General features: G+C 62.6%; 14 protein-coding genes. 1 reads left to right on the top strand and 13 read right to left on the bottom strand.

Translation table 11 applies throughout. The features are described 5' to 3' along the window. Window positions 1-127: 127 nt before the first annotated feature. A complete protein-coding gene (locus tag QF039_RS03930; RefSeq protein WP_177008960.1) occupies window positions 128-1,417 on the top strand; it encodes an OmpP1/FadL family transporter in 1,290 nt (429 codons plus the stop codon). A 65-nt stretch (window positions 1,418-1,482) separates the two neighbouring features. On the opposite strand, the gene QF039_RS03925 is transcribed toward QF039_RS03930, so the two are convergent. From QF039_RS03925 to cobO, 13 genes are all read right to left on the bottom strand, one after another. Continuing rightward, window positions 1,483-2,034 carry a glutathione peroxidase gene (locus QF039_RS03925; RefSeq protein WP_177019645.1) on the bottom strand — a complete coding sequence of 184 codons (552 nt, stop codon included), beginning with the start codon at window positions 2,032-2,034 and terminating at the stop codon, window positions 1,483-1,485. A 150-nt stretch (window positions 2,035-2,184) separates the two neighbouring features. Next, complete coding sequence (locus QF039_RS03920) at window positions 2,185-3,384, bottom strand: MFS transporter (RefSeq protein ID WP_307522891.1); 1,200 nt, start codon at window positions 3,382-3,384, stop codon at window positions 2,185-2,187. Between the two features lie 62 nt (window positions 3,385-3,446). Then, on the bottom strand, window positions 3,447-3,851 hold the full coding sequence (locus QF039_RS03915) for a MarR family winged helix-turn-helix transcriptional regulator (protein ID WP_003214925.1): 405 nt from the start codon (window positions 3,849-3,851) through the stop codon (window positions 3,447-3,449). A gap of 42 nt (window positions 3,852-3,893) precedes the next feature. After that, complete coding sequence (locus QF039_RS03910; RefSeq protein ID WP_307517038.1) at window positions 3,894-4,622, bottom strand: adenosylcobinamide-GDP ribazoletransferase; 729 nt, start codon at window positions 4,620-4,622, stop codon at window positions 3,894-3,896. Window positions 4,623-4,624: 2 nt separating this feature from the next. Beyond that, entirely contained in the window at window positions 4,625-5,200 is a 576-nt protein-coding gene (cobC, locus tag QF039_RS03905) for an alpha-ribazole phosphatase family protein (protein WP_307517036.1), read from the bottom strand. Further along, entirely contained in the window at window positions 5,197-6,252 is a 1,056-nt protein-coding gene (gene cobT / locus QF039_RS03900) for a nicotinate-nucleotide--dimethylbenzimidazole phosphoribosyltransferase (protein WP_307517034.1), read from the bottom strand. Before cobT ends, cobC begins: the two co-directional genes overlap by 4 nt. After that, window positions 6,249-6,770, bottom strand: a complete 522-nt coding sequence (cobU, locus tag QF039_RS03895) for a bifunctional adenosylcobinamide kinase/adenosylcobinamide-phosphate guanylyltransferase (protein WP_177008957.1) — start codon at window positions 6,768-6,770, stop codon at window positions 6,249-6,251. Before cobU ends, cobT begins: the two co-directional genes overlap by 4 nt. An 831-nt stretch (window positions 6,771-7,601) precedes the next feature. Beyond that, on the bottom strand, window positions 7,602-9,053 hold the full coding sequence (locus QF039_RS03890; RefSeq protein WP_307517031.1) for a cobyric acid synthase: 1,452 nt from the start codon (window positions 9,051-9,053) through the stop codon (window positions 7,602-7,604). After that, window positions 9,050-10,039: a threonine-phosphate decarboxylase CobD gene (cobD, locus tag QF039_RS03885; protein ID WP_307517029.1), complete on the bottom strand. Its 990-nt coding sequence runs from the start codon at window positions 10,037-10,039 to the stop codon at window positions 9,050-9,052. Before cobD ends, QF039_RS03890 begins: the two co-directional genes overlap by 4 nt. Beyond that, a complete protein-coding gene (cbiB, locus tag QF039_RS03880; protein ID WP_307517027.1) occupies window positions 10,032-10,940 on the bottom strand; it encodes an adenosylcobinamide-phosphate synthase CbiB in 909 nt (302 codons plus the stop codon). Before cbiB ends, cobD begins: the two co-directional genes overlap by 8 nt. Continuing rightward, entirely contained in the window at window positions 10,937-11,587 is a 651-nt protein-coding gene (gene bluB, locus QF039_RS03875; RefSeq protein ID WP_307517025.1) for a 5,6-dimethylbenzimidazole synthase, read from the bottom strand. The genes cbiB and bluB overlap by 4 nt, the downstream gene beginning before the upstream one ends. After that, window positions 11,584-12,975, bottom strand: coding sequence for a cobyrinate a,c-diamide synthase (locus QF039_RS03870; protein ID WP_043225537.1), 1,392 nt, complete (start codon window positions 12,973-12,975; stop codon window positions 11,584-11,586). The genes bluB and QF039_RS03870 overlap by 4 nt, the downstream gene beginning before the upstream one ends. After that, window positions 12,972-13,583, bottom strand: coding sequence for a cob(I)yrinic acid a,c-diamide adenosyltransferase (cobO, locus tag QF039_RS03865; RefSeq protein WP_003210751.1), 612 nt, complete (start codon window positions 13,581-13,583; stop codon window positions 12,972-12,974). The genes QF039_RS03870 and cobO overlap by 4 nt, the downstream gene beginning before the upstream one ends. Between the last annotated feature and the right edge of the window lie 29 nt (window positions 13,584-13,612).

Here is a 13,612-nt window from a genome sequence, read left to right as displayed (position 1 = left end):
CGGCTAAAAACGTTGATTTTGGTCGGATTGTCCTACAAAACCGCTCTATCTCCTGTGTTTGAGCCTATAGCGCAAACATAAATTTATTGTTACTTTCCGCAGCGGTGATCACCACGGAGTTCTAATAATGAAAAAAGTAATGCTCAAGACGACACTTAGCCTCGCCGTTGCAATGGCATCCTCCCACGTGTTCGCGAGCGGCTTCGCCCTCAACGAACAAGACGTTGCCGGGATGGGTACCGGTTTTGCGGGACGTTCTTCATCTGCCGAAAACGCAAGCACTGTTTATGGCAACCCTGCCGGTATGGCTCGCCTTGAAGGCCAGCAAGTTACAGGTGGTGTTGCAGCGATTGATGCTTCCACCAACATCAAAGATGTCAGTGGTCGCTCCAGCGGTAGCAATAAAGGCGACATGGTCCCTTTCACTGCCGTTCCTTTCGGTTTCTACACCAATAAACTCAATGAGCAATGGGCTGTCGGTTTCGGCGTCTATGCACCCTTTGGCCTGGTGACTGACTACGAAAGCGGCTTCCAGGGCAAAGCATTCGGCAGTAAGAGCGAAGTGAAGGTCATCACCTTCCAGCCAACCGTCAGCTATGCCTTCAACGACCGGGTGTCGATTGGTTTTGGTCCGACTATCAACCGTATCGCCGGTACGCTTGAGTCCGATATCAACCTGCCAATCGCCGGGACCGGCTCCAACAACGTCAAGATCAAGGGTGATGACACCGCACTCGGCTTCAATGCCGGCCTGCTGGTACAAGCCACTGACACCACTCGAGTGGGTCTGACCTATCACTCGAAAGTGAAGTACAAGCTCGAAGGCCATACCGAAGTGACCAAGGGGGCCAACGTTCCCGCCAGTCTCTTGAACAACGGTCGTTACGACGCTTCGTTGAAGATCGACACCCCTGAATCCTGGGATCTGTCTGTTACTCAAGACCTGAGCGACGCCTGGAAACTCTATGCGGGCGCAACATGGACTCGCTGGAGCCGCCTGAAAGACATCACCGTCAATAACGAAGGCGTATCGGCCGCCGCAGGCAGTGGCGCTCTGGCTCCGCAAATTGTCGGCACCATCAAGGAAGACCAGAACTGGCACGACACCTGGGCCTACGCCCTGGGTACTTCGTACCGCGTGACCAAGCAGGTGGTACTGCGTACCGGCCTGACGTTCGACCAGTCGCCGACCAACAACACTGATCGCTCGCCTCGCATCCCTACCGGTGACCGGACGATCTTCAGTCTCGGCCTGGGCTACGACGTCATGCCGAACATGACCGTCGACCTGGCTTACTCCTACCTCAAGGAAGAACCTGTCAAAGTTGCACGCGCTAACGCACTGGGCCAGTCCTACAACGCCAAGTACGAAAACAGCGCCAACGGTTTCGGCCTGGGTGTGACGTACAAGTTCTGATGTAAAGCGACATAAAAAAGCCCCGCACTCTTGCAAAAGAGGCGGGGCTTTTTAGTGGGTGCCCATCAGGGTTTCGAAGCCAGCGCCTCTTCCACCGCCTTGATCAGGTCCGCGCTATCCGGCTTGGTCAGGCTGGAGAAGTTGGCGATCACCTTGCCCTGGCGGTCCACCACGTACTTGTAGAAATTCCACTTCGGCGCACTGCTCTGCTGCGCCAGCATCTTGAACAGATGCACCGCGTCCGGGCCCTTGACCTTCTGTGGTTCGGTCATGGTGAAGGTCACGCCGTAATTAACGTAACAAACCTTGGCAGTTTCCTCCCCGGTCTTGGCTTCCTGCTTGAAGTCATCGGACGGCACGCCAATCACTTCCAGCCCCTGGCCCTTGTAGCGCTGGTACAACGCTTCAAGCCCTTTGAACTGCGGCGCAAACCCGCAGAAGCTGGCGGTGTTGACGATCAGCAGCGGCTTGCCGGCAAAGCGCTGGCACAGGTCGATGGATTCCTTGGCGCGCAGCTTGGGCAACTGGCCTTCAAGCAACGGCGGGCAATCGGCAGCCATGGCGACACCGCCAAAAGCCACCATCAGAGCGGGTACTGCGAACCAGCGCATCTGCATGTGAGGTGTCCTTGAAAAGTCTCAGACACAGAACTTAACAGATCGCCATGCCCAACTGCATCAATGCCAGGCCGCCCTGTTGCCAGCCCCACCACGCCAGCAGCAGCAAGAGTCCTGCTCCTGCTGCGCCGAGCCAATGCCAGGTCGAATTCATGCCACCCCCATTTTCGCCTGCAAACGTGCCACCGGGCGCTCGCGCACCGGCCAGTTCAGCGCCGCTGCCACCAGGCTCAGGACGATTGCCACCTGCCAGATCAAATCGTAGCTGCCGGTTCGATCATAGACCACCCCGCCCAACCAGCCGCCGAGGAACGAGCCCAGTTGATGGAACAGGAACACGATCCCACCTAGCATGGAAAGGTTTCTGACACCAAACAAGGTCGCGACCGTGCCGTTGGTCAGTGGCACCGTGGACAGCCACAGGAAGCCCATCGCCATGCCGAACAGGTAGGCGCTGGTCTGCGTCACCGGCGCCCACAGGAAGATCACAATCACCACCGCCCGCAGCAGGTACAAACCGGTCAACAAACGGGGTTTGGACATGCGCCCGCCAAGCCATCCGGCGGTATAGGTGCCAAAGATATTGAACAGGCCGATCAATGCCAGCACGGTCGTCCCCACCGAGGCCGGCAAGTGCTGGTCCACCAGGTACGACGGCAAGTGCACGCCGATAAACACCACCTGGAAACCGCAGACAAAAAAGCCGAACGCCAGCAGCCAGAACCCTGAATGGGAGCAGGCCTCACCCAAGGCTTCGCGCAAGGTCTGCTGGCCAGCCACCGCAGGCAACGGTCGATCCTTGAGCATGGTCACCAACGGCACGATCAGCGCCACCATCAGGCCCAGCACCAGCAACGCGGCGGACCAGCCAAGCCAGCCGATCAAACCGAGGGTGCCCGGCAACATGGCGAACTGGCCGAACGAGCCGGCGGCGCTGGCGATACCCATGGCCATGCTGCGTTTTTCCGGCGCCACGGCACGCCCCACGACGCCGAGGATCACCGAGAACGAGGTGCCCGACAGGCCAATGCCGATCAGCAACCCGGCACTCAGGGACAGCGACCACGCTGAATCCGAAAGGCCCATGAACACCAGGCCCAGCGCGTAAAGCACACCACCGATCATCACCACCCTGGCGGCGCCGAAGCGGTCGGCCAGGGCGCCGGTAAACGGCTGCGCCAGGCCCCAGATCAGGTTTTGCAGGGCGATGGCAAAGGCAAAGGTTTCACGGCCCCAGCCGAATTCGGCACTCATGGGCGCCAGGAACAGGCCGAAGCCATGTCGCACGCCGAGGGACAACGCGAGGATCAGCGCACTCCCCACAAGAATCCAGCCGCTGGTGCGCCACATCGAGGTCATTTCTTATTCTCCGTTCGCGGGTATATACCCGCTTATCATCGAACAAACTCGCGTCAAGCGAGTTCATCCAGCAAGGCCAACAGGGTTTCGCGCTTTTCGGCGCCCAACTTATCAATCAATTTCTGCTGCGCCGCTTCCCAGGCCGGCAATGCGGCGGCGAGCCGTTCGATACCCGCCTCGGTCAGCAAGACCAGGCGGTTGCGCAAGTCATCGCCCTCCACCAACTGCACCAGGCCCTCGCCTTCCAGCACCCGCAGGTTGCGCCCCAGTGTGCTGCGATCCAGGCCCATGGCGTCGGCCAGGCTGGAAATGCTCGGTTGATCGAGGCGCTGCAGATTACACAGCAAAGAATACTGGGCAACGTTGATCCCGAAGCCGTCGAGAGCGCCGTCGTAATGCCTGCTGACGCCACGAGCGGCGCGACGCAGGTTTGTGCATAAACATTGGGAGGCAAGCATGGAGCGTGTATATACCCGGGATTAATGAAATGCAAGAAAGTGTTACAGCACCAGACTGATCAACACCGCCACTTCCAGCAGCTCCAACAGCGCGCCGGCGGTGTCGCCGGTGGTGCCGCCGAGGCGATTGACCATCAATTGGCGCAAGCCGATAAAACAAAGGGCAGCCACCAGCACGGCAATCCCGCCACTGAAACCGCCGATCAAGATACACGCCAGGCCGCTGAGGATCAGCACCTGTTGGCCGACGATCCGTGGCAAATGATCCGCCAGGGCCTGCCCCAGACCACCGGCGCGCACATAACGCGTGGTGAGAAACAGCGCCAGCATCGAAGCGCGGCCAATCAACGGTGCGAGGATCAGCGCGGCTCCGTTGTGCTGCTCGATCAATGCCACCAGCGCGGTGAATTTGAGCAGCAACACCAAGCCCAGGGTGACCACCGCGATCGGGCCGCTGCGCGGGTCTTTCATGATGGTCAGGGTGCGCTCGCGGTCACCGAAGCCACCGAGCCAGGCGTCGGCGCTGTCGGCCAGGCCGTCCAGGTGCAGGCCGCCACTGAGCAACACCCACGCGGTCAACAGCAGCGCGGCGTGCAGCAGCAATGGCGCGCCCATCAACACGGCGTTCAAGCCCCACAGCAGTAGCCCGAACAGCAGTCCCACCAGCGGATAAAACAGCAACGAACGCCCCAGTTCCTGGGGTTGCGGCATGCCCGGCAAGCGAATCGGCAGGCTGCTGAGAAACTGCAAGGCGATCCAGAACGGCAACATGCTCAGCGTCCTTCCCTTAATACGCCATCCGCCTCGACCTGCAGGCTGAACAGGCCACCATGGCCGACTTCGACATTCAACAGTTGCTCACGCGGCAGGCCACGCGCCTGGGCCAGCAGCAAACGCATGACTCCACCATGGCTGATCAGCAGCACTCGCTGGCCGGCATAAGCTTGATACAAGCGGCCGACAGCCCCCAAAACACGCGCGGAAAACTGTGAAACCGGCTCGCCCTGCGGCGGCGTGAAACTGTAGGGATCAGCCCAGAACAGGCCCAGCGCGTCGGCGTCGGTTTCCATCAGGGCAGCGGCGCTCTGCCCTTCCCAGGCGCCGAAGTGCAGTTCCTGCAGATCCTTTTCGAGGGTCACCGGCAGGTTCAGGCGCGTGCCCAACTCCTCGGCAAACCGCGCACAACGTTGCAGCGGCGAACTGACCAGACGCTCCCATGGGCCCTGCTCCACCACCGCCCCACGCATCTGCTCCCAGCCCTTGGCCGTGAGCGCATCGTCCAGGCTGCCGCGCAAGCCGCCGCCCAGTTCGGTTTCGCCGTGGCGCAGCAGGTCCAGGTGCAAGGTCATGCCGGGCGATCCGCCACGGCCGCTTCGGCGAAGGTCGCCATTTGCCCGTGCAGTGCGCAGGCCAGGCGCAGCAACGGCACGGCCAGCGCGGCGCCACTGCCTTCGCCCAGGCGCAGGCCGAGTTCCAGCAGTGGTTCGGCATTGAGGCTTTGCAGCACGTGACGATGGCCGGGCTCGGCACCGCGGTGGCCGAACAGCAGCCATTCACGGCAGCCGGGGTTCAGGCGCGTGGCGACCAAGGCGGCGACGGTGCAGATAAAACCGTCCACCAGCACCACGACCCCTTCTTGAGCGCAGGCCAGGTAGGCGCCGACCAGCGCGGCAATTTCAAAGCCGCCGAGGTTGAACAGGGTTTTCAGTGCGTCGTCGCGATCGCCCGCGTGCAGTGCAAGGGCGCGCTCGACGACGGCGACCTTGTGGCTCACGCCCTGGGTGTTCAGCCCGGTGCCGGGGCCGGTCAGGTCGCTGACCTGGCAATCCAGCAGCGCGCAGGCCAGGGCACTGGCGGCGGTGGTGTTGCCGATGCCCATTTCGCCACCGATAAACAGTTGCGCACCGCTGGTGATAGCGCGGTGCACGCTGTCGCGGCCGGCTTGCAGGGCCAGTTGGCCCTGGGCTTCGGTCATTGCCGGGCCGTTGACGAAGTTGGCGGTACCGAGACCGATATTCAGGTGGCGGACGCCCGGTAGGTTCAACGTCGGGGTGATGGTGCCGAGGTCGACCACTTCCAGCTTGGCGTCGAGTTGGCGCGCAAGCACGCTGATGGCGGCGCCACCGGTGACGAAGTTGTGAAGCATCTGGCCGGTGACTTCCTGGGGGAAGGCGGAGACACCTTCGGCGACGACGCCGTGGTCGCCGGCGAAGATCGCGATCCACAGGTGGTCGACGCTGGGTTTGACCTGGCCCTGGAGGCCGGCCAGTTGGACGGCCACGGCTTCCAGCCGGCCGAGGGAGCCGGCGGGCTTGGTCAGTTGCTGCTGGCGGGCCAGGGCTTGTTCGTGGGCTTGGGTGTCGATCGTTTTGCAGGGGTTGAGCCACCAGGTGTCGGTCATAACGCAGTACCTTTCAAAGTCAGGGGCAGGCCGGCGACGGTCAGGACAACGCGCTGACAACGTTCGGCCAAGGCTTGATGCAGCCAACCGGCTTCATCGACATAGCGGCGAGTCAATTCGCCCAGCGGCACGACACCCATTCCGGTCTCGTTGCTGACAAAAATGATTTCTCCTGGGAGGGTGGCCAGGGTTTGTAGCAGGGCCTCACGCTCTTCTTTGAGACGGTCGGGGTCTTCGAGCATCAGCAGGTTGGTGAGCCATAGGGTCAGGCAGTCGACCAGCAGGCAATGGTTCGGGGTGGCGTTTTCCTTGAGGACACGGGCCAGTTCGACGGGCTCTTCGATCAGGCCCCATTCGGATGGGCGGCGTTCGCGGTGGTGGGCGACGCGTGCGGTCATTTCGCCGTCCAGGGGTTGGCTGGTCGCTATGTAGGTGACGCTTAGGCCGCTGTCGGTGGCGAGTTTTTCAGCCAGGCGGCTTTTGCCGGAGCGGGCGCCGCCGAGGATCAACTGGAGCATGGGTTGTGCCTCTATTTTTGACGGTGTGTATATCCGTTATTTCGGTAACGGCATCTATTGGTTCCGCTCTTACAGCGGCTCACTTTTGAACAGCGCAAAAGTAAGCAAAACGCTCTTGCCCCACCACTCGGCACCTCGCCTAGGCTCGGTGTGCCCTCACTCCGGCTTTGGACCGTGGGCCGCCGCGATGGGCCATCCTTGGCCCAGCGCGGCTAACCTGGCGTCCTGCCAGGTTACCCACGCTCCAAAGCCTGCGTTCGGCCAGCGTGGTTTAACGGGGCGCCTAAGATCAAGATCAAAAGCAGATCAACAGCACAGCGGCCTACCGGCCGGCTTGAGTGTTGAAGAGCAAATCAAAAGCTAAAGCGGGCTCGGTTCAAATGTGGGAGCTGGCTTGCCTGCGATAGCATCAACTGGAAGTACCTGATGTACCGAGTTGTCTGCATCGCAGGCAAGCCAGCTCCCACAGAAAAGCAGAGCCACCCCGCCCGTAGCAGCTGTCGAGCGCCAGCGAGGCTGCGTGCCTTTGATCTTGATCTGCTTTTGATCTTGATCTGCAGGCCCCGTCAACCACGATGGCCGCAAGCAGGCACGGTGGAGCGGGTAAATCGGCAAGGATGCCGATTTAGCCGCGCCGGGCCATGGATGGCCCGTCGCGGCGGCCCGCGGAACCGGGCCGGAGTGCGGGCATGCCGAGCCTAAGCGAGGCACCGAGTGGTGGGGCAAAGACCTTTTGGTTACTTTTGGGGCGTTTGCCAAAAGTGACCCGCTGTAAGAGCGGAACCATAGGTCGCCGTTACCTAAATAACGGATATTCACACGATCCAAAAATCAAACCCCACACAACGAACGCAGCAACCCGGTATCCAGGTGCCGCTCTACCAAGTCCGCCAACCGCTCAATATCCCGCTCCCGCAACCCGTGATAATCCACCGATTGCACATCCTCCAACCCCGCCCACCGCAACAACGCACTACACGCAGCCGGCGTCTCAAACACCCCATGCAGATAGGTCCCGAGAACCTGCCCATCCTCACTCTGAGCCCCATCCAGGCGCCCATCGTCCAACTGCACCGCAGCCCGCACCAAGCCAGCGCCACTGGTTACACCCGCGTGGATCTCATACCCACTCACCTCGGCCTCCTCCAGCAACAACCGCCCCCGCACGTTACGCAGCTGCTTCTCCTCCTCCAGGGTCGTACTGAACGCCAACAACCCCAGCCCAACGCTAGAACCACAAGGCCCTTCCAACCCCAGCGGGTCATGCACCTGCTCGCCGAGCATCTGCAACCCACCACAAATCCCCAGCACCTTCCCGCCATAACGCAGGTGCCGCGCCACCGCCGTATCCCACCCGTTGGCCCGCAAATACGCCAAATCACTGCGCACACTCTTCGAGCCCGGCAAAATAATCAGGTCCGCCGCAGGAATCGCCTGCCCCGGCCCCACAAACTGCAAATCCACCTGCGGGTGCAAGCGCAACGGATCAAAATCCGTGTGATTACTGATCCGCGGCAATACCGGCACCACCACCTTGAGCACTTGCGCCGCCTTGTCGATCTGGCGCTGGTCGATACCGTCCTCAGCCTCCAGATGCAGATCCATCACATACGGCAACACCCCCACCACCGGCTTGCCCGTGCGCGCTTCCAGCCAATCCAGCCCCGGCTGCAATAGCGCGATATCGCCGCGAAAGCGATTGATGATGAAGCCTTTGACCCGCGCCTGTTCGGTGGGTGACAACAATTCCAGAGTGCCCACAAGGTGCGCAAACACCCCGCCGCGATTGATGTCGGCAATCAGCAGCACCGGGCAGTCCACCGCTTCGGCAAAGCCCATGTTGGCAATGTCGTTCGCCCGCAGATTGATCTCGGCCGGCGAACCCGCACCCTCGACCATCACCACCGGGTAAGCCGCACTCAACCGCGCATGAGAGGCCAGCACCGCTTGCATCGCGATGGCTTTGTAATCGTGATAAGCCACGGCATTCATGGTGGTCACGGCGCGCCCGTGGATGATCACTTGGGAGCCCGTGTCGCTGTTGGGTTTGAGCAGCACCGGGTTCATGTCGGTGTGGGGCGCCAGGTTCGCCGCCTGGGCCTGCACCGCCTGCGCTCGGCCGATTTCGCCGCCTTCGGGAGTCACGGCGCTGTTGAGTGCCATGTTCTGCGGTTTGAAGGGCACCACCGGGATGCCCTGGCGCACCAGCCAGCGGCAGAGTGCGGTCACCAGCGTGCTTTTGCCGGCGTCAGAGGTGGTGCCCTGCACCATCAAGGTACTCATGAGGCTTCCTTGTAGGCCTTCAGTGCCTGTTCCAGCCGCAACCAGTCGGCCTCGGTATCCGGCAGGCCGAAACGCAGGCTGCTGTTGTCGACAAACAAGCGCAGCAGAATGCCGCGCTGGGCCATGAATTCATGCAACTGCTCAGCCCGGTCCGTGATCATCCACTGGAACAACGCGCAGCCGCCCTGGGGCCGCAAGTCGTGGCGTTCAAGCACATCAAACAGGCGCTGGCTGGCCGACTCGCAACGCAGCCGCTGTTGCGCATGGCCGGCCGTATAGCGCAGGCATACTTGCCCAAGCACCCGCGTCGGCCCGCTGACGGCCCACGGCCCCACCTGTTCGGCGAGCAGCTTGAGCAGCTTGCGCTCGGCCAGCACGAACCCCAGCCGCACTCCGGCCAGGCCGAAGAATTTGCCGAACGAGCGCAGCACGATCAGGCCGACTTGATGGGCCTGGCCCGCCAGGCTCAGTTGCGGGGTGATGTCCATGAAGGCTTCATCCACCACCAGCCAGCCGCCGCGTTGGGCCAGGCGAGCATGCCAGTCCAGCAGGCGTTGCGGCGTCAGGCTCAGGCCGGTGGGGTTGTTGGGGTTGACCACCACCAGCACGTCAAGGCTGTCGAGGAAGAAGTCAACTTCCTGCTCCAGCACTTCGCGCACGATGTAGCCGGCGCGACGCCAGGCTTCTGCGTGTTCGGCGTAACACGGCGACAGCACACCGACCTTGCCGGCCCGGCGCAGGCGCGGCAATAACTGGATCGCGGCCTGGGAGCCGGCCACCGGCAATACATGGGGCGTGCCGTAATATTCACAGGCAGCCTGCTCCAGGCCGTCATCGTTTTCAGGCAGGCGTGCCCAGGCCCGCAGCGGGATTTCCGGAATCGGGAACGGCCACGGCGCCAGGCCGCTGGACAGGTCCAGCCAGTCTGCTTCTGGAATGCCGTACTGCATCGCCGCCTTGCGCAAGCGGCCACCGTGCTCAAGCATAAAACTCAGCCCCCACACACAGGATCAGCAACCACAGCCACACGCCGCGTTGCACCAGTTGCCAGCCACGCTCGATGGAATCCGCATCCGCCGGCGGGCCTTCGCCCAGTGGCGGGCGCTGGTGCAGCTCACCGTGATAAATCGCTGCACCGCCCAACTCCACGCCAAGGGCACCGGCACCCGCAGCCATCACCGGGCCGGCGTTGGGGCTGTCCCAGGTCGGGCCCTGGGTGCGCCAGCATTTGAGAGCCAGGCGGGTTTTGCCCAGCAGCGCATAGGTCAACGCCACCAGGCGCGCCGGAATGTAGTTGAGCACGTCATCGATCTTTGCTGCGGCCCAGCCGAAACGCTCAAAGCGTTCATTGCGATAGCCCCACATGGCATCCAGGGTGTTGCTCAGGCGATAGAGCACCACGCCGGGCACGCCAGCGACCACAAACCAGAACAAGGCGGCAAATACCGCGTCGCTGCCGTTTTCCAGCACCGATTCGGTGGCTGCACGGGCAACTTCAGTGCGATCCAGCTCGCTGGTCTGGCGGCTCACCAGATAGCTGACACGCTTGCGGGCCTCGTCCAGATCATCACTGCGTAACGCTTGCGCCACCGGCAGCACGTGTTCGCCGAGGCTGCGCATGCCGAGGGCGCAATACAGCGCGGGGATTTCCAGGACCCAACCGATGTAAGGCGCCCACGAGAGGGCCGTGGCCAACAGGGTCAGCGGCACCACCGCAATCACCCATGCGGTAACGCCATGGCTGCGCCAGCCACGGCCGCCGGAGTTGAAACGCTGCTCGATACGCCCGGCAAAATTACCGAACGCCACCAGCGGATGCCAGCGCCTGGGCTCGCCCAGCAGCGCATCCAGCGCCACGGCAGCGACACTCAGCAAGGCCACACTCATTGACTCACTCCCCAAACATTCTCGTACAACATGTCACTCAGCGGCCGTGGTTCGGTCCAGCCTTCGAGCTGCAACATCGGTGCCGGGTAGAACTCGGCCACCGGGCCCAGGCACAACACGGCCAACGGCTTGGCACCAGGCGGCAGGCCCAGCAGATCGGCCAGGGCCTGGGGCTCGAACAGCGAGACCCAGCCCATGCCCAGCCCTTCGACACGAGCCGCCAGCCATAGATTCTGAATCGCACAGGACAACGATGCCATGTCCATTTCCGGCAAGGTGCGGCGCCCGAAGATATGCCGCTCGCGGTCGTCCATCAAGGCAGCCACCAGTACTTCGGCGCAGTCGTTGATGCCTTCGACCTTGAGCTTCATGAACTGGTCGGAGCGCTCGCCGAGAGCCTCGGCGGTGCGTACGCGTTCTTCTTCCACTAGCTGCTGGATCTGGCCGCGCAGGTTGCGGTCGCTGATGCGGATAAAACGCCAGGGCTGCATCAAGCCGACGCTCGGCGCCTGGTGCGCGGCTTGCAGCAGGCGATGGAGCAATTGCGACGCCACGCTGCCACCGCTGAAGTGCCGCATGTCGCGGCGTTCGGCAATAGCGCGGTAGACGGCTTCGCGGTCGGCTTCCGGAAAGGCGTTGTCAGTCATGGCCTCTTCGCGAGCAAGCCCGCTCCCACATTGGATTGCGTTTCAACTCGGTCAAGTGTGGGAGCTGGCTTGCCTGCGATGGCGGTCTCAAGGCTTGGCGCAAACAAGGCAGCCACCGCCATCGGGTTGGACGGGAAGTAAAAGTGCACGTAGGACGCCGTCATCCGGCCCTGACGATAAACCGCCTCGGCACCGCGCCCGCCATTCGGGCTCAGGCCCCGGGCAATCGGCTGCCACTCGGTGCTGGTCAGCGAGTGATGGTAGGTGTGACCGCGCAAGAGGCCTTCGGGCAGTTCGACGTTTTGCAGGGCCAGTGCCGCCAGACGCTTTTGCATCACGGCGTCGCCCTGGAGCAGGCCGACCAGTTCGGCACGGGTGCCGTCGACATCGGTGAGTGAGTCCAGCAGATAGAGCATGCCGCCGCATTCGGCCAGCAGTGGCTTGCCAGCAGCGTGGTGGGCGCGGATGGCGTCGAGCATCGCGGTATTTTCCGACAGCGCCTGGTGATGCAATTCCGGATAACCGCCGGGCAGGTAGAGGCTGTCAGCTTCGGGCAATGCGCGGTCACGAATCGGCGAGAAGAAGCGCAGCTCGGCGCCCATCGCTCGCAACAGGTCGAGGCTGGCGCCGTAGGTAAACGCGAAGGCTTCGTCGCGGGCCACGGCGATGCGCACGCCGGCCAGCAACGGTTGGGCCTCGATTACCTCGGGCGCAGCGAATTCCACCGGCGGTGGCAGCGCTACCTCACAGCTGCTGCCCAGGGCCTGGGCGGCGGCGTCGAGGCGCAGGTCGAGGTCGTTCAATTCGCTGGCCTGCACCAGGCCAAGGTGGCGGCTGGGCAATTCGATCCCGGTTTCCCGGGACAGTGCGCCGTACCAACGCAGGCCTTCGGTCAGGCTGCCTTCAAGCAGTTGCGCATGGCGCAGCGTGCCGACGCGGTTGGCCAGCACGCCGGCAAACGGCAGGTCCGCCTGGTAACGCGCCAAGCCCAATGCCAGGGCACCGAACGTCTGGGCCATGGCCGTGCCATCGATGACCGCCAGTACCGGCACGCCAAAATGCCGCGCCAGGTCGGCGCTGGACGGCGTGCCGTCGAACAGGCCCATCACGCCTTCGATCAGGATCAGGTCGGCTTCCCCCGCCGCTTCCCACAGCAATCGGCGACTTTCCTGCTCGCCGACCATCCACATGTCCAATTGATAGACCGGCGCACCACTGGCGCGCTCGTGGATCATCGGGTCGAGAAAGTCCGGGCCGCATTTGAACACTCGCACCTTGCGCCCCAGGTTGCGGTGCAAACGGGCGAGCGCGGCGGTGACGGTGGTTTTGCCCTGGCCGGACGCCGGTGCGGCGATCAGCACAGCAGGACAGTGACGGGGCTGATTCAAAGTTCGATGCCTTTCTGCGCCTTGATACCCGCCTGGAACGCATGCTTGAGCATGCCCATTTCAGTTACGGTGTCGGCCATTTCGATCAATTCGGGTTTCGCGCCACGGCCGGTGACCAGCACGTGTTGCATCGGCGGGCGGGCCTGCAGGTCGCTGAGTACCTGGTCCAGGTCGAGGTAGCCGTGCTTGAGGGCGATGTTCAGTTCATCCAGCACCACCAGGCCGATGGCCGGGTTCTGCAGCATTTCCCGAGAGACCGCCCAGGCGGCTTCGGCGGCCACGATGTCGCGGGCGCGGTCCTGGGTTTCCCAGGTAAAACCTTCGCCCATCACGTGGAAGCGCACCTGCTCGGGGAAACGGCGGAAGAACAGTTCTTCGCCAGTGCTGTTGCGGCCCTTGATGAACTGCACCACGCCACACTGCATGCCGTGGCCCATGGCCCGGGCGAGCATGCCAAAGGCCGAGCTGCTCTTGCCTTTGCCATTGCCGGTAAGCACCAGCAGCAACCCGCACTCGTTCGGTGAATTGGCAATGCGCTCGTCAATCACGGCTTTTTTGCGCAGCATGCGCGCCAGGTGGCGTTCGTCACGATCGGGGGATTCAGTCATGGCAGCTCTCCGTTGGGGCTGGACAAAAA

Source organism: Pseudomonas sp. W2I6, assembly GCF_030815935.1.
In the GTDB taxonomy this organism is placed as follows: Bacteria; Pseudomonadota; Gammaproteobacteria; order Pseudomonadales; family Pseudomonadaceae; genus Aquipseudomonas.
Note: the sequence above shows the minus strand (reverse complement) of the source record. Positions and strands in the feature narration are given on the sequence as shown.

What these genes read in the sequence shown, in the direction of transcription:
- QF039_RS03925 (WP_177019645.1), bottom strand. Translation starts at nt 2,034, where the DNA reads ATGCAGATGCGCTGGTTCGCAGTACCCGCTCTGATGGTGGCTTTTGGC.
- QF039_RS03890 (WP_307517031.1), bottom strand. Translation starts at nt 9,053, where the DNA reads ATGAGTACCTTGATGGTGCAGGGCACCACCTCTGACGCCGGCAAAAGC.
- QF039_RS03910 (WP_307517038.1), bottom strand. Translation starts at nt 4,622, where the DNA reads ATGTTGCCGTTCTGGATCGCCTTGCAGTTTCTCAGCAGCCTGCCGATT.
- QF039_RS03915 (WP_003214925.1), bottom strand. Translation starts at nt 3,851, where the DNA reads ATGCTTGCCTCCCAATGTTTATGCACAAACCTGCGTCGCGCCGCTCGT.
- cobT (WP_307517034.1), bottom strand. Translation starts at nt 6,252, where the DNA reads ATGACCGACACCTGGTGGCTCAACCCCTGCAAAACGATCGACACCCAA.
- cobU (WP_177008957.1), bottom strand. Translation starts at nt 6,770, where the DNA reads ATGCTCCAGTTGATCCTCGGCGGCGCCCGCTCCGGCAAAAGCCGCCTG.
- QF039_RS03930 (WP_177008960.1), top strand. Translation starts at nt 128, where the DNA reads ATGAAAAAAGTAATGCTCAAGACGACACTTAGCCTCGCCGTTGCAATG.
- cobD (WP_307517029.1), bottom strand. Translation starts at nt 10,039, where the DNA reads ATGCTTGAGCACGGTGGCCGCTTGCGCAAGGCGGCGATGCAGTACGGC.
- bluB (WP_307517025.1), bottom strand. Translation starts at nt 11,587, where the DNA reads ATGACTGACAACGCCTTTCCGGAAGCCGACCGCGAAGCCGTCTACCGC.
- cobO (WP_003210751.1), bottom strand. Translation starts at nt 13,583, where the DNA reads ATGACTGAATCCCCCGATCGTGACGAACGCCACCTGGCGCGCATGCTG.
- cobC (WP_307517036.1), bottom strand. Translation starts at nt 5,200, where the DNA reads ATGACCTTGCACCTGGACCTGCTGCGCCACGGCGAAACCGAACTGGGC.
- QF039_RS03920 (WP_307522891.1), bottom strand. Translation starts at nt 3,384, where the DNA reads ATGTGGCGCACCAGCGGCTGGATTCTTGTGGGGAGTGCGCTGATCCTC.
- cbiB (WP_307517027.1), bottom strand. Translation starts at nt 10,940, where the DNA reads ATGAGTGTGGCCTTGCTGAGTGTCGCTGCCGTGGCGCTGGATGCGCTG.